The 22,085-nt window shown below is 65.0% G+C and carries 17 protein-coding genes; 6 read left to right on the forward strand and 11 right to left on the reverse strand.

Translation table 11 applies throughout. The features are described from left to right. The first annotated feature begins 277 nt into the window (after positions 1-277). Entirely contained in the window at positions 278-1,267 is a 990-nt protein-coding gene (hemB, locus tag ACDC67_RS06540) for a porphobilinogen synthase (protein ID WP_376691646.1), read from the forward strand. A gap of 207 nt (positions 1,268-1,474) precedes the next feature. Beyond that, positions 1,475-2,278, forward strand: coding sequence for a shikimate dehydrogenase (aroE, locus tag ACDC67_RS06545; RefSeq protein WP_376691648.1), 804 nt, complete (start codon positions 1,475-1,477; stop codon positions 2,276-2,278). A 14-nt stretch (positions 2,279-2,292) separates the two neighbouring features. Here the strand turns inward: aroE and ACDC67_RS06550 are convergent, their stop codons facing one another. Genes ACDC67_RS06550 through folA form a run of 3 tightly spaced genes read right to left on the reverse strand, consistent with a single transcriptional unit; the run spans position 2,293 to position 4,573 of the window. Further along, positions 2,293-3,108 carry a symmetrical bis(5'-nucleosyl)-tetraphosphatase gene (locus ACDC67_RS06550; RefSeq protein WP_376691649.1) on the reverse strand — a complete coding sequence of 272 codons (816 nt, stop codon included), beginning with the start codon at positions 3,106-3,108 and terminating at the stop codon, positions 2,293-2,295. Continuing rightward, on the reverse strand, positions 3,108-4,031 hold the full coding sequence (locus ACDC67_RS06555; protein ID WP_376691650.1) for a cation diffusion facilitator family transporter: 924 nt from the start codon (positions 4,029-4,031) through the stop codon (positions 3,108-3,110). The genes ACDC67_RS06550 and ACDC67_RS06555 overlap by 1 nt, the downstream gene beginning before the upstream one ends. A 47-nt stretch (positions 4,032-4,078) precedes the next feature. Beyond that, positions 4,079-4,573 carry a type 3 dihydrofolate reductase gene (folA, locus tag ACDC67_RS06560; protein WP_376691651.1) on the reverse strand — a complete coding sequence of 165 codons (495 nt, stop codon included), beginning with the start codon at positions 4,571-4,573 and terminating at the stop codon, positions 4,079-4,081. Between the two features lie 158 nt (positions 4,574-4,731). Between folA and ACDC67_RS06565 the strand changes: the two genes are divergently transcribed. Next, positions 4,732-5,496 carry an MHYT domain-containing protein gene (locus tag ACDC67_RS06565; RefSeq protein ID WP_376691653.1) on the forward strand — a complete coding sequence of 255 codons (765 nt, stop codon included), beginning with the start codon at positions 4,732-4,734 and terminating at the stop codon, positions 5,494-5,496. A 14-nt stretch (positions 5,497-5,510) separates the two neighbouring features. Here the strand turns inward: ACDC67_RS06565 and ACDC67_RS06570 are convergent, their stop codons facing one another. Together ACDC67_RS06570 and lgt are read right to left on the reverse strand one after the other, a co-directional pair. Continuing rightward, positions 5,511-6,344: a thymidylate synthase gene (locus tag ACDC67_RS06570; RefSeq protein WP_376691654.1), complete on the reverse strand. Its 834-nt coding sequence runs from the start codon at positions 6,342-6,344 to the stop codon at positions 5,511-5,513. Then, positions 6,341-7,195, reverse strand: coding sequence for a prolipoprotein diacylglyceryl transferase (gene lgt, locus ACDC67_RS06575; protein WP_376691656.1), 855 nt, complete (start codon positions 7,193-7,195; stop codon positions 6,341-6,343). Before lgt ends, ACDC67_RS06570 begins: the two co-directional genes overlap by 4 nt. A 183-nt stretch (positions 7,196-7,378) precedes the next feature. Here lgt and ACDC67_RS06580 point away from each other — a divergent pair, with 183 nt between their 5' ends. Genes ACDC67_RS06580 through ACDC67_RS06590 form a run of 3 tightly spaced genes read left to right on the forward strand, consistent with a single transcriptional unit; the run spans position 7,379 to position 12,188 of the window. After that, positions 7,379-9,427: a thioredoxin domain-containing protein gene (locus tag ACDC67_RS06580; protein ID WP_376691657.1), complete on the forward strand. Its 2,049-nt coding sequence runs from the start codon at positions 7,379-7,381 to the stop codon at positions 9,425-9,427. A 48-nt stretch (positions 9,428-9,475) separates the two neighbouring features. Further along, positions 9,476-11,305: an SLC13 family permease gene (locus ACDC67_RS06585; RefSeq protein ID WP_376691659.1), complete on the forward strand. Its 1,830-nt coding sequence runs from the start codon at positions 9,476-9,478 to the stop codon at positions 11,303-11,305. Between the two features lie 49 nt (positions 11,306-11,354). Continuing rightward, positions 11,355-12,188, forward strand: coding sequence for a helical backbone metal receptor (locus ACDC67_RS06590; RefSeq protein WP_376691660.1), 834 nt, complete (start codon positions 11,355-11,357; stop codon positions 12,186-12,188). Positions 12,189-12,227: 39 nt separating this feature from the next. Here ACDC67_RS06590 and ACDC67_RS06595 read toward each other — a convergent pair whose 3' ends face one another. The 6 genes from ACDC67_RS06595 to ACDC67_RS06620 all read right to left on the reverse strand — a co-directional run bounded on the left by ACDC67_RS06595 (position 12,228) and on the right by ACDC67_RS06620 (position 22,081). Further along, positions 12,228-12,899: a Dph6-related ATP pyrophosphatase gene (locus tag ACDC67_RS06595; RefSeq protein ID WP_376691661.1), complete on the reverse strand. Its 672-nt coding sequence runs from the start codon at positions 12,897-12,899 to the stop codon at positions 12,228-12,230. Between the two features lie 104 nt (positions 12,900-13,003). Continuing rightward, positions 13,004-15,454 (reverse strand): efflux RND transporter permease subunit, encoded by a 2,451-nt coding sequence (locus ACDC67_RS06600; protein ID WP_376691662.1) that lies wholly within the window; start codon positions 15,452-15,454, stop codon positions 13,004-13,006. 10 nt (positions 15,455-15,464) lie between these two features. Then, on the reverse strand, positions 15,465-16,541 hold the full coding sequence (locus tag ACDC67_RS06605) for a WD40/YVTN/BNR-like repeat-containing protein (RefSeq protein WP_376691664.1): 1,077 nt from the start codon (positions 16,539-16,541) through the stop codon (positions 15,465-15,467). A gap of 68 nt (positions 16,542-16,609) precedes the next feature. Then, entirely contained in the window at positions 16,610-18,655 is a 2,046-nt protein-coding gene (locus tag ACDC67_RS06610; protein WP_376691666.1) for a DUF1329 domain-containing protein, read from the reverse strand. Positions 18,656-18,729: 74 nt separating this feature from the next. Continuing rightward, positions 18,730-20,166, reverse strand: a complete 1,437-nt coding sequence (locus ACDC67_RS06615; RefSeq protein WP_376691668.1) for a DUF1329 domain-containing protein — start codon at positions 20,164-20,166, stop codon at positions 18,730-18,732. 28 nt (positions 20,167-20,194) lie between these two features. Beyond that, positions 20,195-22,081, reverse strand: coding sequence for a DUF1302 domain-containing protein (locus ACDC67_RS06620; protein ID WP_376691669.1), 1,887 nt, complete (start codon positions 22,079-22,081; stop codon positions 20,195-20,197). Between the last annotated feature and the right edge of the window lie 4 nt (positions 22,082-22,085).

Raw genomic sequence — 22,085 nt, forward strand, 5'->3', positions numbered from 1 at the left:
CTTTGACTTTGAAGAGCAATTTTTGGTGACTTTTTCTTGCTCTGGAGAAAAAGTTACTCGCCATCAGCCTGCGAAGCAGGCGGGCGAAACGCCTTTGACGTGTCGAGGCCACCCGAACGTCCGGTGGCACCAACCCACCAAACGCCCCAAAGATTCAGCGCTCAACCGTCCGCCGGACACGCGCCCCCGACCCACACCGTGGGTGCACCATTGCGCCCGCCGCTGAAGCAAGCGCCCGAGCTTTATAATGGCCGGATCGCAAACAGGCTCCAACGAAATGAACTTCCCCGCAACCCGAATGCGCCGAGCGCGCGCGAGCCGATTCGCGCGTGAACTGGCCCGCGAGACCCGGCTGTCGCCGGCCGACCTGATTCTGCCGGCCTTCGTGCTGGAAGACGAAAACGGGCGCGAGGCGGTGGATTCGATGCCGGGCGTCGAGCGCGTCGGGCACAACGGCCTGTTCGAGCTGGCCGAGCGCTGCCTGGAACTCGGCATTCCGGCCATGGCGCTGTTTCCGGTGGTACCGGCCGATCGCAAGAGCGAGGACGCGGTCGAGGCTTGGAGCGAGGATGGGCTGGTGCCGGCGACCGTGCGGGCGTTGAAATCACGCTTTCCGGAGCTGGGCGTGATCACCGACGTGGCGCTCGATCCCTACACCAGCCACGGCCTCGACGGCATCGTCGACGAAGACGGCTACGTGCTCAACGACCGCACGGTCGATGCCCTGGTTCGCCAGGCGCAGTCCCATGCCGCCGCCGGCGCCGACGTGGTGGCGCCCTCGGACATGATGGACGGGCGCATCGGCGCCATCCGCGAGCAGCTCGAGGCCGACGGCCACGTCAACACCCTGATCCTCAGCTACGCGGCCAAGTACGCCTCGAGCTACTACGGGCCGTTCCGCGACGCGGTCGGCTCGGCTGCCAACCTGGGCAAGTCCGGCAAGCAAAGCTTCCAGATGGACCCCGGCAACAGCGACGAGGCGCTGCATGAGGTCGAACTCGATCTCGACGAAGGGGCCGACTGGGTGATGGTCAAGCCCGCCCTGCCCTACCTCGATATCATCCGGCGCATCCACGAGACCTTCGGCGTACCGACGTTCGCCTACCATGTCTCGGGCGAGTACGCCATGCTCAAGGCGGCCGCGGCCCGCGGCTGGCTGGACAACGACAAGGTCCTGCTCGAGACCCTGACCTCCATCCGCCGCGCCGGCGCCAGCGGCATCCTCACCTACGCCGCCCTCGAAGCCGCCGAGTTGTTGAAGGGCTGAAAAGAATGAAAACAAGAATTTGTCCACAGATAAACACAGATAAACACAGATAGTGAAAAGAGGAATCACCACATCCGGGGCTGGTGGGCAGGCGTCAGTGTTTGCTCTGTCCTTTATGGTATTTCCTTCTTTCATCTGTGTTCATCTGTGTTCATCTGTGGACAATTTTTTCTTTTCGTTCCATCTCGCCCAATGAGCGCTCCAAGAGTGAAACTGGCAGTTTTCGGCCAGCCGGTCGCGCACAGCCTGTCGCCCAGGATTCATTGCCTGTTCGGTGAGCAGCTGGGGATCGACGTCGACTACACCGCCATCGAGGCCGGCATCGACGAGCTGCCCGATCGGCTCGCTACGTTTCGTAACCAGGGCGGCACGGGCGCCAATCTGACCGTGCCGCTCAAGCAGGCCGGACTCAAGCTGTGCACGCGCGTTGATCGCCAGGCCCGGCAGGCCCGTGCAGTCAATACGCTTTCTCTTGCCGACGACGGTTGGCAGGGCTACAACACCGACGGCGCGGGCCTGATGCTGGATTTCGAGCGACTGGGCATCGATCCGGGCGGCCGCCGCATTCTCATAACGGGGGCCGGCGGAGCGGTCGCCGGCATTCTCGGTCCGCTGCTCGATCGCGAGCCGGCCTGCGTGATGTTGGTCAACCGCACCGCCGAGCGCGCCGAGCGCCTGGCCGACAAGTTCGCCCACCTGGGAGAAATCGACGGCGGCGGGTTCGAATCCGACCCGGGGAGCCGGTTCGATCTACTGATCCAGTCGACCAGCGCCGGTCACGACAGCGCCCTGCCGCCGCTGGACCGATCGTGGCTGACGCCTTCGGCCGTGGCCTACGACCTCAACTACGGACCGGCGCACGGAAGCTTCTCCGATTGGTGTGGCGACAACGCACTGGCGGTGCACGACGGACTGGGCATGCTCGTCGGACAGGCCGCGCTCGCCTTCGAAATCTGGACGGCAAAACGCCCGGATATGGCGCCTGTGCTGGCTGCCCTGTCGGAGGACTGAAGCGGCGTCGCTGTTCAGCGCCCGCCGCAGTCGACGGACTCGACACGCCGCTCGTCACCCTCGATCACCAGCGCCGACAGCGAATTACCCCAAACGCAACCGCTGTCCAGGCAGACCACGCCGTCACCGCGATAGAGGCCCAGCTGCGACCAGTGGCCGAACACCAGGGTCCAGCGTCGCCAGTCGGGATGGATATGCTCGAACCAGGGCGCAAAGCCGGGCGATGCGCTCTCCGGCCCGCCCTTGCCCGCCAGGTCCAGGCGGCCGTCGGCGCTGCAAAAGCGCATCCGGGTCAGGACGTTGGTGATGGTCCGCAGCCGCTCGGCCTGCGGCAGATCGGGGTGCCAACGATCGGGCTCGTCGCCGTACATATCGGCGAAGAAGGCTTCGGGCGAACCGGCCAGGGCATGCTCGACTTCGGCCGCGCATTCCCGCGCCTGCCCCGGCCCCCAGCGCGGATCGACGCCGGCGTGCACCATGGCGAGACCGTCGCGCTCGTCGAGCCACACCAGCGGGCAGCCTCGAAGCCAGGCGAGCAGTTCGTCGCCGCGCGGATCGGCCAGGATCTCGTCGAACTCGGCGTTGGTCTTGCCCAGCCGCCCGCGGGCGTAAGCGAGCAGGTGCAGGTCATGGTTGCCCAGCACGGTGACCGAAACATCGCGCAACGAGTGGACCAGGCACAATGCCGCCAGCGACTCACCGCCGCGATTGACCAGGTCGCCGGCCATGAACAGGCGGTCGGCCGCCGGGTCGAATCGCAGCTGCTCGAGCAGGCGCTCGAAAGCCGTGCAGCAACCCTGCAGGTCGCCGATAAAGATCCGGCGCCCCATCAGGCCGACCGCCGCATCCGGGGTGCGCGCAGCGGGGCAACGCTGACGACCGCGTCGAAGACTTCGGTCGACTCACTCAGAAGCCGCGTCCGGACCATCGCCGCAACGCGGTTGGCCTCGTCGAGGGTCAGCTGCGGGTCAAGCAGGATGCAGACATCCATGACGATCTGCCCGCCCATCAGGCGCGTGCGAAGGTCGCGGAAATCGTGGACGCCGTCGACCGACAGGATGATCCTGGCCAACTGCTTCTGCTCGCGCGGCGGAACAGCGGTGTCAACCAGCTCCACGAGGGAATCGAAGGCGAAGCGCCCGCCCATCACCGCCACCGTGCCGGCGACCAGGATGGCGGCCACGGCATCGAGCCACAGGAACCCGGCCATGGCGCCGATCACGCCGGCGATCACGACGATCGACGAGAGTGCGTCGGAGCGATGGTGCCAGGCGTTGGCCATGATCAGGTTCGACCGGGATTGGCGGGCGACGCGGCGCGTGTACCAGAACAGGATTTCCTTGATGCCGACCGAGGCGGCGGCGGCCCAAAGCGCCAGCCAACCGGGCTGCATCAGACGCTCGGGGTCGAGCAGGCGCAGCACGGCATCGACGATGAAACCGATGGCCACGGCCAGCAACAGCACGCCCACGATCGCCGTGGCGACGGTTTCGATCCGCCCATGGCCGTAGGGATGGTTGTGGTCGGCCTCGATCGCGCTCCAGCGCGCCGCCACCAGCACCACTGCATCGGAGACCATGTCGGAGAGCGAGTGCATGCCGTCGACGATCAGCGCCTGCGACTGCCCGAAGATCCCGGCCAGGATCTTGCCGATGGCCAGCAGCAGGTTCCAGACAGCACCGACAATCGTGACGCGGCGCTTGTCCGGCCAGTACTGGTCGAGGTTGGCGTTGGAGCGAAAAGCGGCAGCCATGCTTCAGATGTGCCTTGGCGGGCCAAACATTGTACCCGCCGAGGGCATTACGCGTGCGAACGGTCCCGTTCGAAGGTCGCGAAGACCAGGTTGTAGGGGTTCTTTTCGTCGGCCGGCCGGGACTGCATCGCCGACAACCGCCACTCGAGCGCAGACCACTCGGGGAAGGTGGTGTCGCCGGTCACCATGCCGTCGATGAAGGTCAACTCCAGCCGGTCGGCCCGGGGCAGCGCGGCGCGATAGACCTGCCCGCCGCCGATCACCATCACGCGCTCGGCATCTGCCAGGGCAAGCGCCTCGTCCAGGTCGGCGGCGACGGCGACCCCCTCGGCCAGTTCGGGACGAGACCGGCTGACGACGATGTTGCGGCGCCCGGGCAGGGGTCGACCGATCGACTCGAAGGTGCGCCGCCCCATGATCACCGGCGACCCCACGGTGACCGCCTTGAAGTGTTGCAAGTCGGCGGGCAGGTGCCAGGGCATTCCGCCCTCGGACCCGATCACGCGGTTTCTCGCCATGGCCGCAACCAGAACCAGTTCCATCGGCTTATCCAGGCTCGCGTTTGGAGGAGCGACCCATCTTAACGTTCCGGACTCGGCGACGGGTGCCCGCTCGTTCGGAGCTCGGGGGCTTTCACGGCACTTTGAAGCTTGATGATCATCATCTCGGCGCTGATTTCTTCAACCCAAGGGGTTCCAACATGCAGAATTTTATGGCCAGCCACGACCTGGCGCTGGTTGCGCTGTCTTACGCAATCTCGGTCGTCGGCGCATTGATCAGTCTGTTCCTGGCCGATTTCATCGTCGAGCGCAACGGGCGCATCAATTTCGGCTGGCTGAGCCTGGCGGCCGTGGTCTTTGGCGGCTGCGCCATCTGGGCGATGCATTTCACGGGCATGCTGGCATTCCGTATGGAAGGGCCGGTGACCTACGACACCAGCACGACCTTGTTGTCGCTGGGCCTGCCGATCCTGCTTTCCGGCATCGGTCTGTACGTCGCTTATCGCTGGCGCGAAAGCGTCATGGCCTGGCTGGCGGCCGGGCTGGCCTTCGGACTCGGCGTGGCGGCCATGCACTACGTCGGCATGTCGGCCATGCGCATGCCCATGGGGATGCAGCACGACAACCTCGTTACTGCCGTGTCGATCGGCATCGCCATCGTCGCGGCCACCGCGGCCCTGCGCATCATCGTGCACTGGCGCGGCGCCGCACGCCTGTTCAGCCCGCTGCTGATGGGCCTGGCGGTCTGCGGCATGCACTACACCGCCATGACCGGCATGAGCTTCACGCCCGCTGAAAATCCGGCGGCCACGATCGACTACTTCCAGGGCGCCTGGACGGAAGACGTCGTCGGCTTCCTGTCGGGACTGTGGGTTGTCATGGCCCTGTTCGTGGGTGCCGCGCTGGCGGTGTTTCGCAAACTCTCCGAAGTCGACGGCGGCGAAGCACTCGCCGGCAGCTCCTGAGGTAGGCTGAACAACTACACGGCGATCGGCGCCTTGATGCCCGGGTGGCAGCGGTAGTCCTCCAGCCGGAAGTCTTCGAACTCGAAATCCTGCAGCCTCTCGCGCCGATTGAGAAGGCGCATGCGCGGGGCGGGATACGGCGTGCGGGACAGCTGCTCGTCGACCTGGTCGAGATGGTTCAGGTAGATGTGGGCGTCGCCGAAGCTGTGGATGAACTCGCCGGGCTCGAGGTCCGTGGTCTGCGCGACCATCAGCGTCAGCAGGGCGTAGCTTGCAATATTGAAGGGCACGCCGAGGAAACAGTCGGCGGAACGCTGGTAGAGCTGGCAGCTCAAGCGGCCGTCGGCAACGTAGAACTGGAACAGGCAGTGACAGGGGGCCAGCGCCATGCGACCTGCGCGGACGTTGTCCTGCGGTGAAACCGACTCGTCCGGCAGCTGCGCGGGATTCCAGGCGGAAACCACGTGCCGGCGCGAGTCGGGCCGACGCCGGATCTGCTCGACCACCTCGTCGAGCTGGTCGATGGTTTGCCCATCGGGCGCGGGCCAGGAACGCCACTGGGTGCCGTAGATCGGCCCCAGGCTGCCCGACTCGTCGGCCCACTCGTCCCAGATACTCACGCCGTTCGCCTTGAGATAGGCGATGTTGGTCTGCCCCCGCAGGAACCACAGCAACTCGTGAATGATCGACCTGAGGTGCAGTTTCTTGGTCGTGACCAGCGGAAAGGACTCGGCCAGGTCGAAGCGCAACTGGTGACCGAATACGCTCAGGGTGCCGGTGCCCGTTCGATCGTCCTTGCGCGTGCCCTTGTCGCGGACGTGGCGCAGCAGCTCGAGGTAATTTCTCATGCCCGCCCCCGGTAGGCCCAGGTCATCAGGGCGACGCCGGCGACGAACATGGGCAGCGACAGGATCTGCCCCATGGTCATCCAGTCCAGCGCGACGAAGCCGAGATGGGCATCGGGCTCGCGGAAGAACTCGGCGACGAAGCGGAAAACGCCGTAGCCGGCCAGGAAGGCACCGCCGACGGCGCCGGTCGGCCGCGGGCGGGCGGAATAGATCCACAGAATCAGGAACAGCGCCAGGCCCTCCAGTGCGGCCTGGTACAGCTGGGAAGGGTGGCGGGCGAATTCGTCGAGCGCGCCGCTGAGGTACTGCTCGTGGAGGGTCTGCGAGGCGCCCCCGCCGGCCTGGATGGACTGCGGAAAGATCACCGCCCAGGGCACGTCGGTCGTTCGCCCCCACAGCTCGCCGCCGATGTAATTGCCCAGGCGCCCGGCCGCCAGCCCGATCGGCGCCAGCGGCGCGGCGAAGTCACTCAGGCGCAGAAAACCGCAGCCAAGGTGGCGGCCATAGGCCCAGATCACGACGAGAACGCCGATCAGTCCACCGTGAAAGCTCATGCCGCCGTCGCGGATGCGGAACAGGAACAGCGGATCGGCCATCAGCTGGTCCAGGCCGTAGAAGAACACGTAGCCGAGCCGGCCACCGACGATGACACCGATCACGCCCCAGAAAAGCAGGTCACCGACCTGGTGGGGCCGCATCGGCGCATCCTCGCGCCGGGCGCGGATGCGGCCCAGCAACCAGAAGGCCCCGAAGGCCACCAGGTACATCAAGCTGTACCAGTAGATGGCGAAACCGCCGATCTCGATGGCGACCGGATCGATGCTGTGGAAATAGAATTCGGACTGGTTCATGGGCGAAGATTATCGCAGATCGAACCGGCCACCGGAGGCCCTGTGGTCCGCGGTCCACGGTCCGCGGTCCGCGGTCCGCGGTCCGCGAGTCCGCGAGTCCGCGAGTCCCTAGTCCCTAGTCCCGAGCCCGCGAGCCCCCAATCCACAACACCACCCTCTTCCCCCATCCCGTACCATGAGGGCATGACCAACACCCCCACCGAAAACCGCCTGGGCGAAGCCTTGAGCCCGTACCTGCTGCAGCATGCCGACAATCCGGTGGCCTGGCAGCCCTGGGATCGCGAGGCCCTGGCCATGGCCCGGACGCTCGACCGGCCGATCCTGCTGTCGATCGGCTACAGCGCCTGCCACTGGTGTCACGTGATGGCGCACGAGAGCTTCGAGAACGACGAAATCGCCGAGCGCATGAACGCGTACTTCGTCAACATCAAGGTCGACCGCGAGGAGCGTCCCGACCTCGACCGGATCTACCAGCTGGCCCACCAGCTGCTGACCGGCCGCGGGGGCGGCTGGCCGCTGACCGTGTTTCTCGACCCGGCCAGCCAGGCGCCGTTCTTCGCCGGCACCTATTTTCCACCCGAACCCGCCGGCGGCATGGTCGCGTTCGGCGATCTGCTGGCACGCATCCACCAGGTCTGGTCGACGCGGCGGGAAGAACTGCGCGCCCAGCACCTGCAGGTGCAAGAGGCCCTCCAGGCGGTCGCCACACCGCACCCGGCCGACGAAAGCGACCTGGACTCGGCCCTGGAGACGCTGCGCGCGGAGGCCGGCGCGCGCTTCGACCGCGACAACGGCGGTTTCGGCGAGGGCCCGAAATTTCCCCAGGCCCCGCTGCTTGCAGCCCTGGGCGAGATCGAGGGCGAGCACCCGTCGCAGATGCTCGGCGACACGCTCACCGCAATGTCCCGGCTGGGCCTGCACGATCATCTCGGCGGCGGCTTCTTCCGCTACTGCGTCGATGCCGTCTGGGAGATCCCGCACTTCGAGAAGATGCTGTGCGACAACGCGCTGCTGCTGGGCCTGTACGCCGAGGCCGCCCGGCGCTGGAAGCGCGAGGATTTCCGGACCGTCTGCGTTCGCCTGGTCGAATGGCTCGAGCGCGACATGTCGCTCGAGCCCGGCGGCTTCGCCGCCAGCCTCGACGCCGACAGCGACGATGGCGAAGGGGCCTACTACGTCTGGACGCGCAAGGAAGCGGCCGAACGCCTGACCGCCGGGGAGCGGGAACTGTTCGCCGCCCGCTTCGGGCTGGACGGCCCAGCCAACTTCGAGGGTGAGTACTGGCACCTGGTGATTGCCCGCTCCCGGGGCGAGCTGGTCGAGGATGAACTCGACCCGGCGCAGATCGATCGCCTGCTCGAGTCGGCCCGCTTGCGGCTGCTGGAGGCCCGGCGCGAGCGTGCTGCTCCCGGTCGCGACGACAAGATGCTGGCGAGCTGGAACGGCCTGATGATCGAAAACCTGGCCGCCGCCGGTCGCCTGCTCGAGCGGGAAGACTGGCTCGAGCGCGCCGCCGCCGCGCTCGACGGTGTGGCGGTCAACCTGTTCGGCCAGGAACCGCCCCGATCGGTCTGGCGCAAGGGACGCAGTGCCCAGACGGCGCTGCTCGACGATCACGCCAATGTCCTGCTCGCCTGCCTGGAGTTGCTCGAGTGGCGTTTCCAGACGCGCTGGCTCAATCTTGCGCGCCGCATCGCCCGACGCATCGTGGAACAGTTTGCCGACGAACGAAGCGGCGCGCTGCACCTCACGCCCAGCGACTACGAGACCCTGCTGACGCGACCGCTGGCGCACGCCGACGACGCCACCCCGGCGGGCGCCGGGCAGGCGGCGCTGGGCCTGGCCCGCCTGGGACATTTGTGCGGCGACGCGAAGCTGATCGAAGCCGCCCGCCGGGCGGTCGATGCCGCCCGCGGTGACCTGGCGCGCTCGCCCCTGGCGCACGCAACCCTGCTGCGCGCCTGGCGGCAGCTCGACCATCCCCGGCCACAGGTGGTGCTGGCCGGCCCGCGCGAGCCGGTCGATCACTGGCAGCGGCAGCTCGCCGCGCGGGCTCACTGCCACGTCTACCGGATACAAGCGGATGGCGCCAGCGACGACCTTCCCGAACACCTGAGGGACTTCGCCCAAGGCGACCGGGCGGTGGCCATGGTTTGCCTGGGACAGCGCTGCCTGGCGCCGGTCCACACGCTCGAGGCTACCGAGAGGCAGCTCGACGAGGCCGGTGTCTGAAGACCCGCCCCGCCTTGCCGGGGCGTTTATGCGTAAAATCGGCGCTCTATGAGTCTCGCCCTGCCCAATTACCACGCGATTGGCGTCCTGCTGCTGGTGCTGCTGGCGCTGGTGCTGTTCTCGCGCGATCGCATTCCGCTCGAGACCAGTTCCCTGGTGGTGCTCGCGATTCTCACCATTGGCTTCCAGGTTTTTCCCTACACCGGTTCGGGCGGCCGCGAGCTCAGCCCGACGGACTTCTACGCCGGCTTCGGCCACCAGGCCCTGATCGCGGTCTGTTCGCTGATGATCCTCGGGCACGGCCTGATCCGCTCCGGCGCGCTGGAGCCGGTCGGCCGCATGCTGGCCATTTCCTGGCGCAAGGCGCCGGCCCTGTCGATGCTCGCGACCCTGCTGGTCTGCGCGGTTCTGAGCGCGTTCATCAACAACACGCCGATCGTGGTCATGCTGCTGCCGATTCTCATTGGGGTGGCCATGCGCACCGGGCAGTCGCCGTCCGGCATGCTGCTGCCGGTCGGGCTGATCAGCATCGTCGGCGGCATGTCGACGACCATCGGGACCTCGACCAATCTTCTCGTGGTTACCGTGGCAGCCGACATGGGCGTGGCGCCGTTTCGCATGTTCGACTTCATCGTGCCGGCGGCGATCGCCGGCGCGGTCTCCACGCTCTACCTGTGGCTGATCGCGCCGCGCCTCATTCCCGAGCGCCAGGTGCCGATGCAGTCGACGGTCAAGCGCCTCTACACGGCCCAGATCCGGCTGGGCAAGTCCAGCGAGGTGGTCGGCAAAACCTTGGCTGAGTCGATCGAGCGCTGCAGCGGCAACATGAAGGTCGAGAAAATCCAGCGCGGTCCGGGCGTATTCGTCACACCACTTCCGGACGTATCGCTCAAGGCCGGTGACCGCATCACCACGACCGACACGCGCGACAACCTGCGCGAGTTCGCCCACCTGCTCGGCGGCCGACTGTTTTCCGGCGACGTGGAAGTTGACGATGCACACCCGCTCGGGCCCGGCGACCAGAAGATCGCGGAAGTGGCGGTGACCCCGCAGTCGCGGCTGGTGGGGTCGCGCATCAGCGAGGCGCGATTGTTGTCGCGCTACGGCCTGCGGCTGCTGGCCCTGCATCGCTACAACAGAGAGGACCAGACCCGCTCGACCGGACTGGACAACACCGTGCTGCGCTCGGGCGATGTCTTGCTGGTCCAGTCGCCGAGCTCGCGCCTGAATCAGCTCAAGGAAGGTGGCGACCTGCTGGTGCTTGACGGTTCGGTGAACCTGCCCAAGACGGCCAAGGCGCCAATCGCGCTGGTGATCATGGCCCTGGTCGTGATTGTCGCCGCGTTCGGCATCCTGCCGATCGCGATCAGCGCGGTCGCCGGCGTACTGGCCATGCTGCTGAGCCGCTGCCTGAACTGGAAGGAGGCGATGAATGCCCTGTCCATCCAGGTCGTGATGATCATCGTCGCCTCCCTGGCCCTGGGCGCGGCGCTGATGCGCACCGGCGGCGCCGACTGGCTGGCGCAGATCTTCGTCGCGCTGAGTTTCGGTATTCCTTCCTGGGCCATACTGGGGTTGCTCATGCTCGCCATGGCGGCCCTGACAAACGTGGTCTCCAACAACGCCGCGGCCGTCATGGGCACGCCCATCGCGATCAGCCTGGCGCAGCAGTTGATGCTTCCGGCCGAACCCTTCGTGTTGGCGGTACTGTTCGGTTCCAATCTGAGTTTCGCCACGCCCATGGCCTACCAGACCAACCTGCTGGTAATGAATGCCGGCGGCTACAAGTTCAACGACTTCGTGCGGGTCGGCTTGCCGCTGATGCTGGTGCTTTGGGTGGTACTGACGATTACCCTCGCTTATGCGTATCAGATCTAGGGTTCGGGACTCGGAACTCGGAACTCGGGACTCGTGGCTCTCCAGAGGCATGCGGCCGGTCTGCGTGTTGTTGCTGTTGGCGCTCAGCGCCCTGCTGACGGCGCAAGAGAAACCGCGGGTGGTGAGTCTGGCGCCGCATTTGACGGAACTGGCCTACACGGCCGGGGCCGGCGATACCCTGGTTGGCGTTGTGGCCTACAGCGACTGGCCCGAGGCGGCTCGGGAGTTGCCGCGCATCGGTGACGCCTTTCGCTTTGACATGGAGACCATTCTCGGCCTGGATGCCGACCTGGCCCTGGCCTGGCGTGGCGGCACGCCCGAGGCGGTCGTCGGGCGGCTCGAAGCGCTCGGCCTCGACGTGCTCTGGATCGAGACCCGCACACTCGATGACATCGGCGAGGCGGTGATTCGCATCGGCGAGCGCATTGGTTCAGCGCAGGAAGCCGAAGAAGCCGTCGAGGCCTATCGTGGGAAGCTCGATGCGCTGCGCAAGCGACATGACGGCGAGGATCGGGTCTCAATCTTCTATCAGGTCTCGGCGCGGCCCCTGTTCACGCTGGGTGCTGCCCACGTGATCACGGAAGTGTTCGAGATCTGCGGCGCGCGTAATGCCTTCGACGATATCGAGGGCGAAGCGGCGTCCATCGATCGCGAGGCGGTCATCGCCCGAAGTCCTAACCTGATCATCGCCGGCACCGACGAGCCGGAGGGCGATCCGCTGGCGATCTGGCGTGAGACCCGGATGGTCGAGCAGGGTAGGACTCGCCTGGCGGCGGTCGATGCCGAACGACTGGTACGCCCGACGCCGCGCATCGTCGACGGCATCACGCATGTCTGCGACCTGGTCGAGGATGTCCAATCCGACCCGTCCCCGGCGGGCTGAGCAGGCGACCCACGCAAGCCCGCCGGGCCGCTTGTTCCTTCAGGCCGCTTGCAGGTCCAGCATCAAGTAGCGTTCATGGGTGAGGGCCCGACGGCCCTGGACGACCTCGATCGAGTGCTCGAAACCGGGGCCGTTGCAGACGAAGCTGTGATACTCGCCGTTTTCACCGCAGGGATCGACGTTCGGCGGCAGGCTATTGACCAGTTCCTGGTCCAGAAAGCGGCCGAGCAGCGACTCGGGAAGGGCTTGCGTATCGATGCAGGTGATCACCACCTGCCAGGGCACTGCCAGAAGCTCGCGAACGAGTTCAGACGTCGGGGTACCCCAGATCGGAAAGATCGGTCGCCAGTCCATGGCTTGGAAACTGCTTTCCCGCCATTGTCGGATGTCGTCCAAAAACAGGTCGCCGCAGGCGATGTGCTCGATGCCCGCCTCGCGGAAAGGCGCCAATCCCTCGGCCAGGCGAGTCTCATATTCGTGATTGTCGCAATTCTCGGGCAGGCCAATCACCGTCAGTGGCAGGCCCAGCGATTTCGCCTGGGCGCGCAGGAGTGACTCCGGCGTGCCGTGCATGGCCACCCGCCCGTTGGTCTCGTTAACGGTGGTGACCAGGGCCTCGACCCGCCAGGCGGGATCGCTTCGCAACGTCTCCAGCATGAAGAGGCTGTCCTTCCCGCCGGATGACAGCACGACAATCGGTTGATCAGCCATATCAAAAACAGGTAACCAACGAACACGCCGGATTCACCGAGGAGCCAGGAAACTCAGTCCGGGCTTTCGGTGTCTTCGGTGCCTTCGGTGGTTCCAAGTCCGTTTCAGGAACGGCTGCGAGCCTTCTCCTTCCAGCCCAGCAGCACGCGGGCCAGGGCCGGCAGGAGGAGCATCGCGCCGATCATGTTGAAGATGAACATGAAGCCGAGCAGCACGCCCATGTCGGCCTGGAACTTCAGGTCGGAGAACAACCAGGTTCCCACTCCCACGGCCAGGGTCACGGCGGTGTAGAACACCGCGCGACCGGTCAGGCGCAGCGTCCGGTAATAGGCGTTGTCGAGCGATACGCCGGCATCGATGAAGCTCTTCATGCGGCTGAAGATATAGATGCCGTAGTCCACACCGATACCCACACCGAGGGCGACGACCGGCAAGGTATTGACCTTCAGCCCGATGCCCATGAAAGCCATCAGGGAATAGGCCAGGTAGCTGACGAGCACCAGCGGCAACACGATGCACAGCGTGCCCAGAACAGTACGGAAGGTGATCAGGCACAGCACCACGATGGCGGCGTAGACATACAGCAGCATGGGCGTTTGCGCCTTGGCCACTTCCTGGTTCGTCGCCGCCATGACGCCGACGTTTCCGGTCGCGAGGCGGAAGACCAGCGGCGGTGCATCGCCTTCCTCCGGCCAGTGGCCGTGACCGGCCTCGCCGGGCGGCTGGTAGCCGAGGGCCTCGACTTCCACTTCTTCCTGCAATTCGTGGGCCCGGTTGACCACCCGGTCGATGGTCTCGGCCCGATGGTCCTCGGTAAACACCATGACCGGCATCGCGCTGCAGTCGCTGTTGAGCAACCCGCTGTCGGTTTCGATGTTCTGCAGGCTCTGGCGCAGGATGTAGGGATTGCGCGGGAGAACCTGCCAGCGAAGGTTGCCCTCGTTCCAGCCGGCGGCAACCATCTTGGCAACCATCGGCAGGGTGATCACCTGCTGCACGCCCTCGACATTGCGCATATGCCAGGCGAATCGATCGATAGCGCGCATCACGTCGTAGGACTCGGTGCAGGCCCCGGTGTGCGTCTGCGCGATGATGCTGATCACATCGGTACCCAGAGAGAAACGATCGGCGATCAGACGCGCGTCCCGGTTGTAGCGGGCGTCCTCGCGCAGTTCCGGCACCCCGGGTTCGGAGTCCCCAATCTTCATGTCCTGCGACTTGACCCAGGCACCGGCGAACACGACCACGCCAACGACTACCGCGACCACGGCGACGCCGCGGTGCGTGAATCTGGCCATGAAGTCCCAGATCAGGCTGGGCTTCTGGCTGGCCGCATACTGTTTCTCGCGCTTCTTGTCCTCATTGCGGAGCCGTACGTACGACAGCAGGACCGGAAGGAGCAGCAGATTGGTGAAGATAATCACCGCCACACCGATACTGGCGGTAATGGCCAGCTCCTGGATGATCTGAATGTTAATCAGCAGGATGGTCAAGAACCCGATGGTGTCGCTCAACAGCGCAATCGCGCCGGGAGCGAGCAGGCGCGCGAAAACGGCCTTGGACGCTTCCAGGCTCGAGACCGTCTTGACGTCTTCGAGCGGGATCCCCTCCTGGACCAGCCCGATCGGCGAGTGCCCCCCGAAGAGCTTCTCGGCATTCCAGCCGCTGATCATCTGTACGCCGTGACTGACGCCGATGGCGAAGACCAGGAAAGGCGTGAGAATGTTCATCGGATCGATGCCGAAGCCCAAAAGGCTCAACAGTCCGAGCTGCCACACGACGGCGGTGACCGAACAGACGAGGGGCAGTACGGTCAGCCAGATCGAGTGGGAATAGAGCAACAGCAGCGCCGCGGTAATCAGGAAGGCGACGCCGAAGTACAGCACGACGCCGCGCGCGCCGTCGGCCACGTCACCGACGATTTTCGCAAAGCCGATGATATGAACGCTGTGGTTCTCGTTCTCGAACTCGGCGCGAATCCCTTCAAGCCGTTCGGCCACGTCCTGGTAATCAAGCGTCTCTCCGGTCGAGGGGTCTTCCTCGAGCAGGTTTGCCCAGACCATGGCGCCGGAGAAGTCTTCAGCGACCAGGCGCCCGACCTCGCCGGACTTGATGATGTTCGAACGCACCGTCTCGAACATCTCCTCCGAAGGCGAGAAGTCGGCCGGAATCACGTTGCCGCCGGCGAAACCGTCTTCGACGACCTCCACGAAGCGCACGTTGGGCGTGAAAATGGAGCGAACGCTGGCCCGGTCCACGCCGGGCACGAAGAACACGCGATCACTGACTTCCTCGAAGGCCCGGAAGAACTCTGGCGTGAACATCTCGCCATCGCGGGCCATGAGGGCGACCATGATGCGGTTGGCGCCGCCGAACTCGCGCTCGTAGTCGAGGAAAGTCTGCATGTACTCGTGTTCGAGCGGCAGCTGCTTCTTGAAGCCGGCATCGACACGCAGTTGCAGCGTGTAGAACAGCATGGCCGCCGTGCCGAGCAGGAAAACCAGCAGGATCAGCGGTCGAACGCTGAAAATGAAATCGGCCATGCGGCGAGTCATTGTCGGTCCTTCATTCATGAGTCAGCCCATCTTCTCCGGCCAGGATCATGGTGCCGTCGTCGGCAAGAAGCACGGCGGCATAGTCACTGCCCAGTCGATCCTCGCTGATCCGGAAATCGCCGGTTCGCAGCCTGTAGGTCAAGATCGCGGCACCGGCGCCGACCATCACGGGATTGCCGTCGGGATCAAGCGCGGCGCCCATCAGGGTCGACTGAATTCCCGACTCGAGCAGGTCCCAGCTATCGCCGAAATCCGGGCTGAGCTGGACGTGGCCGCGCAGACCGAAAGCCATGACGCCGTTGCTGGTGGACAAGAGCCCGAACATCGAGCCGGGATAGGGAAAGCGGAAGGCTTCCCATGTTTCGCCCCGGTCAGTGCTGCGAAAGCCGTATCCGCGCTCGGCGGCGATCATCAGTCGATCCTCGTCGAGGGCGAGGATGGCATTAAGGTGGCACTCGAGGAACTCGTAGCAGCCGCGATCGAAATCCTCGGAAGCATCGTAAAATTCATCGGAACCGTCCGCTTCATCTCCGGGCGTATCGCCAAGCTCCCGGGCGGCCTCGGCGGCTTCTCCCCAGTCGATTGCTTCGGAAGTCGTCACGTCAGCCATTTCGATCGACTCCCAGTTGCTGCCGGCGTCGCTGGTCTTCATGATCAGGCCATAAGCGCCGATGGCAATGCCCTCGTTGGCGTTGAAAAAGTGCAGGTCCAGCAGGGGGCGCTCCGCCTCGGGATCGAAATTCTGCAACGTCCAGGTCCGGCCCATGTCGCTGCTGAACAGGATGGTCGTATCGTGACCGACGGCCCACAGGCGGCCGCCGGAGAATTCAACGCGAGTGAGGGTTGCACGAACCGGCACTTCCTCGGCCTGTTCCCACTCCAGTCCGTCGCGCGAGAGCAGGACATGGCCGCGCTCTCCCACGGCGACGTAGCGTCCGCCCGCGCGGGTAATATCGAGGATCAGGGACTCATCGGCCAGCGGGACCTGCTCCGCGGTCTGCGGCTCGATAAACTGCGACGACTCCTGTGCGAGCAGCGGCAGCGGCAGGAACAGCAGCGCCGTCACGATTCGCTTGAAGTGGTTCATCTATGGGGCTCCAGGAAAAGCGGGCCGGCTACTCGGCCGGCCCCGCGGGCTTCATTCATCGACTGCAATCAGCGCCTGCCCCGGGTTCTCAATGCCTGCGGCGTATAGTTGCTGGGGCTGAGCTTAACGTTGAAGCTCGGAACCGGATCCTGGTTGTCCAGGCCGGTGGCCACGTAGCGCCCGGACTGCAGATCCATGTGCGACAGGATCGACGACCAATAGGTAGGCAGTTCGTAGTAGTTGATCGTGTGGGCTTCCGACACGCGCCAGAGCTCGCCGCGCTGGTCGTAGTGATCGGTCAGCGCGATCTGGTAGCTGTCCTCGTCGAGATAGAAGGTGCGGCGCGGGTGAGTGTGACGCGTTCCGTCCTTCAGGTTGGCTTCGATGACCCAGACGCGATGCAGTTCATAGCGCATGTGCTCGGGGTTGAGGTGCCCCGGACGGACCAGGTCGTCGGGCGTGACGTCACCGCTGTGCGCACCGTAAGAGTTGTAGGGGATATACATTTCCTTCTTCTCGACGATCTCCCAGTCGTAGCGATCCATTGCGCCATTGAACATGTCGGTCATGTCGTTGGTGCGCAAGCCGTCGGATGCCGTGCCCGGGTTGTCGTAGGCGACGTTGGGTGCGCGCCGAACGCGGCGCTGGCCGGGGTTGTAGATCCAGGCCTGTCGCGGCTGCTCGAGTTGATTAAGCGTTTCATGCACAAGCAGGATATTGCCCGCCAGGCGCGCCGGTGACTCAACCTCCTGGAAGAAGTACAGCAGGATGTTGTTCGTGTCCTCGATCGACGTGCCTTCCTGGTAATACAGGCCCAGTAATTCCTCGCGCAGCTTGATCAGCTGGAAGTTGCCGCTGCCGGTCGGCACGACCTGGTTGTTGTAACGGGCACCGCCGATGCCCTTGTACTTGAGCTTGTGGTTCCACATCAGCTCGTAGGCGTTTTGCGGCAGCGGGAAGGGAAAGCCCTCGTAGACGTCGGTGACACCTTCGCCATCGGCGACCAATTGGCCAGTCGCGGCGTTGTCGATCGTAGCCTCGTAGATTCGCTCGGGGAAGGAGGCCGAACGACGGCTCGGGTAGACCTTCATGAAGTAGGTGTCCGGGTAGCGCTCGAACAGCGCAACCTGCCCGGCTGACAGGCGGTCGGCATAATCCTGGTAGTTGTCTCCCGTAATCGTGAACAGCGGCTCATCCTCGGCGAAGGGATCGGGGTGACGATTGCCAATCTGGTAGCCCTGGGGCCAGTCCTCGCGTGTCAGGCCGCCGTCCCAGGCCGGGATCGTACCGTCTTCATTGCCGGCACGGATCGAGCCCATCGGGGTCAGGTCGTCGCCGAGTCGGGCGATGTTCTCTTCGGTTCGCGCAAGGATGAAATCGGAGTCGGAAGTCGCCGTGACCGGGTTCTCCGTGGCCTCGCCGACCGCGTCAGACTCGGTGGAGTCCATTTCAGCGTCCGCGCGCTCGGCCAACGCTTGCTCTTCTTCCTCGACCGCGGCGTCCTCTTCCTCGACTGCGGCCTCATCCGCACCGCTGCCCGCTTGGGCGGTGCTCGTCTCGTCGGCATCGGCGCCATTCTGGGCACCGGCGGCTTCCTGGGCTGCCGCCCGTTCAGCCGCTTCGCGCTGCGCCTGTGCTTCGGCCTCGGCGCGTTCGGCTTCTTCGGCCGCCCGGCGTTCCGCTTCTGCTTCACGCTCGGCCTCGGCCCGGGCAGCGGCCTCGGCTGCTTCACGCTCGGCGGCCTCTCTTTCGGCCCGAGCCTGCGCTTCGGCACGCTCGGCCTCTTCGGCTTCAGCCCGCTCGGCCGCCGCTCGCTCGGCGGCTTCGCGCGCCGCCTCTTCCTCTGCCGCCTGCTCTTCAGCCTCTCGCCGGGCTTGCGCGCGGGCCTCCTGCGTCTCGCCTTCCGACTCGGACTCGAAACGGTCACGCATTTCGTCGTCGTCATCCCCTCGCGTTTCGGCAGAGCCCGCGTCGGTCTGATCCCCGGCTGGCGCACTCGATTCGGTTGGAGCCTCCGGTTCCTCACCGGACTGGAAGGTCGCACAGGAAGCCAGCAGTACGGTCATCGAGACCGCGGCGGCCAGTGTCATGATGCTGTTGAATGTCCTGATCATTGGAACCTCTGCTTTTCTATATGGCGCGCACCGGCGGCAAGCGCCGGGCGCTGACTCCAACCGTCGTCGTCGATCTAGCGTCGGCCGCGAACCCGCAAGGCCTGCGGCGTGTAATCACTCGGCGACAGGTCGAGATTGAACTGATCGACCGGATCCTGGTTGTTCACGCCATTGACGATGTAGCGCCCGGACTGCAGGTCCAGTGTCGACTCCATGGTGGGCTGCACCAGGGGCTGGTCGTAGAAGTTGATCGCGTGCGCCTCGGATATCCGCCACAGATCGCCGCGCTGGTCGTAGTGTTCGATCATGAGGATCTGGTAGCTGTCCTCGTCGATGTAGAAGGTGCGACGCGGATGGAGATGGCGCGTGCCGTCCCGAAGCGTGGCTTCGACTACCCAGACGCGGTGGAGCTCGTAGCGAAGGTGCTCGGGGTTGAGATGCCCCGGCTTGATCAGGTCGTCTGGCTCGAGATCGGCGCTGTGTGCCTTGTAGGCGTTGTAGGGTACGTACATCTCGCGCTTGTCGACCAGTTCCCAGTCGTAGCGATCCATCGCACCATTGAACATGTCGGTCATGTCGCTGGTGCGCTGGCCGTCCGAGGCGGTACCAGGATTGTCGTAGGCCACGTTGGGGGCGCGCCGGACGCGGCGCTGACCCGGGTTGTAAACCCAGGCCTGGCGCGGCTTCGCCACCTGGTTGAGCGAGTCGTGCACGAGCAGAATGTTGCCCGCCAGGCGAGACGGCGATTCCACTTCCTGGAAGAAGTACAGCAGCACGTTGTCGATGTCGTCAAGGGTCATGCCTTCCTTGAAATACAAACCCAGGATCTCCTCGCGCAGCTTGATCAGGGTATAGCTACCGCCAGCGGTCGGAACCACCTGGTTCCAGTAGCGCACGCTGCCGACCGTCTTGTACTTCATCTTGTGGTTCCAGATCAGTTCACGCGCATTCTGCGGCAGGGGGAATGGAAACCCCTCGGCCACGTCCGCGACGCCCTCGCCGTTGGCCACCAGCCGCCCGGTCTCGGCATTGCGCCGGGTCATCTCGTAGATGCGCTCCGGAAACGATGCACTGCGGCGCGTCGGGTAGACGTTCATGTAGAACGACTCGGGGTAGCGGTCGAAGATGGCCTGCTGACCCGGGGACAGCAAATCGGCGTGCTCCTCGTAGTTCTCGGCCGTGATCTTCAGGCGCGGCTCGTCGTCGGCGAAGGGATCGGGATGACGATCACCGGGCTCATAGCCGTCGGGCCAGTCCTCGCGGGTCAGGCCACCGTCCCATTCGGGAATGGTGCCATCCTCGTTTCCCGCCCTGGGCGCACCCATCGGGGTGAGGTCGTCACCCAGGCGAGCGATGTTTTCCTGCGAGCGCGGAATGACTGCGTCGGCGTCGGAAATTTCGAACGTCGTGACCATTTCCTGGCCGGAATCTTCTTCGTCCTGCGCTGCCAGCGGACCGCTCAGGGCGACCATTCCGGACAGTGCCAGTAGTAACGTTAGGTTGTAGCGCATTCGCTTCTTCCCTTGGCTTGAAGTCATATCAGAAGGAGTAGCTCACCGACGCCGAGACGAAATCGCGGTCGCCCAGCAGGTTGTTGGTTCCGGCACCGAAGAAATTGGTGTAGGAGAAACCGGCCTGCCACTTGGACTGGTAGCCAAACGTTACGCCCAGAGTTGCCTGCTTGCGGCCCTCGACGAAGTTACCGCCCGGTCCGGGCGCCACGCCTTGAACGTCGTGATTGAGCGCCAGGCGCGGCGTCATGTTCCAGGCCGTACCGAACACGTTGTTGTAGGTCGGCGCGAAGACCAGCCGGTAGCCCCAGCTGAAGGCCGTCGCGTAACCACTGGTGGTGGTGATCGGGCTGCGCGAGTTGCCGCCGGTCTGGCGCGACGGGCCGCCGAAGGTGTCGGTCCCCGGTCCTTCGAAGCGCAGTTCGCTCGGGTCGGGAAGATCCCAGACATGGGTCGCACCGAACTCACCGACCACCGCGACCTCGTTCGCACCCAGCCAGTTGCCGGGACCGAACAGCTTGGTCAGCGTGAACTGGGCCTGGGACACTTCGCGACGCTCGTAGCCCTGGATGTAGTCACCCGGCTCGTACTGGCCGAGCTGGCTGATGAACTGGTTATAGCGCTCGGGAATGGCCGCGTTGAGGGGCGACAGGCCGGCATAGAGCAACTCGACGTCGTCGATCTGCAGCGGCACATTCTCGCGATAGCTCACTTCCCCGCCGAGGGACCAGCCCGAGACGTTGGTGTTGAAGCTCACGCCCCACAGGTCGATGTCTTCGGGATACTCGACGATCACGGCACCGGACGACGGCGCGGAGTTGGTGACCGCCCGGCCGGACAGCACCGGCAGTCGGCTGTGGTAGCGCATGTGGTAGAAACCGAACTCGGTGTCGTTCAGCCAGGGCGCGTAGTAGCGCAAGGCGATGCCGTACTGGCCGTGATCATCCGGCTGGTTGTCGGCCGCCCGCGGGAACGAGGCGCCGCAACCGGCGGCAATCAGCTCGACCGGCAACTCGCGATCGCTTGCCCCGAAATTGCCGTTGCCGCAGACCGTGTCGTAGAGATCCGGGTTGTTGACCGGCTGCGGCACCAGGCCGAAGTTGAGCATGGCGTAGCGTCCGCCGGCCGTTGCGAAGTCGTTGGTGGCGAAGAACGTACCCGACGGCTCGGCCTCCACGGCATCCCATTCACCCATCAGCACCGCTTCCACCGACAGATTGGGGGTGAGGTCGAGACTGCCCCAGAGCATGTTCAGCGGCAGGAAAGCCTCCTTGAGTTCGGAGCCGGCGGTGCGCAGGGCGGTCACATCGACCGGATTGATCGAGTTGATCCCGCCGGCCAGGAAGGTGCTTTCGCCCCAGCTGACCACCTGTCGGCCCAGCCGCAGCGACAACAACTGGTCGCCGAGCGGAATATCACCGTAGATGTAGGCGTCGAGCAAGCGGGCGCGTTCACCAGCCTGGTCCTTGGCGCCCTCGGGCAATTCGTCCATCCCGGTGAGGGTGAAGTCGTAGAAATAGTTGCCGCGGACGAAAGCGCCGAAATTGTCGAAATTGACCGACAGCTCGGAGGTGATGCGGGCCGCATTGAAGATCGGATCCCACTGATCGAAGTTGAGATTGCCGTCGTCGGAGTTGGCCGAGAAACGGCCCGTGGTGGCGATCTGCTGGTCGAGCGGCCGCTGGGCCACCAGCGGGTCGAAGTGCGACTTGGCGACCAGGTCGTCGTCGCGATCGGACGCGCGCAGGCCGACCCCATAGCTGACCGTGGAGTCGAGTCGAATCTCGACCTCGTCGGTGCTCAGATCAATGGCCTGGGCCTGCTGTGCCGCCAGGGCCAGACCGATTGCGGCGACCAGGATTCCGGGCTTGAGCCCGAGACCGCGCCGACTCGTATAAAGTTCTTGGCGTTTCATGTTC

It is taken from the genome of Wenzhouxiangella indolica, assembly GCF_042310355.1.
Taxonomy (GTDB): Bacteria; Pseudomonadota; Gammaproteobacteria; order Xanthomonadales; family Wenzhouxiangellaceae; genus Wenzhouxiangella.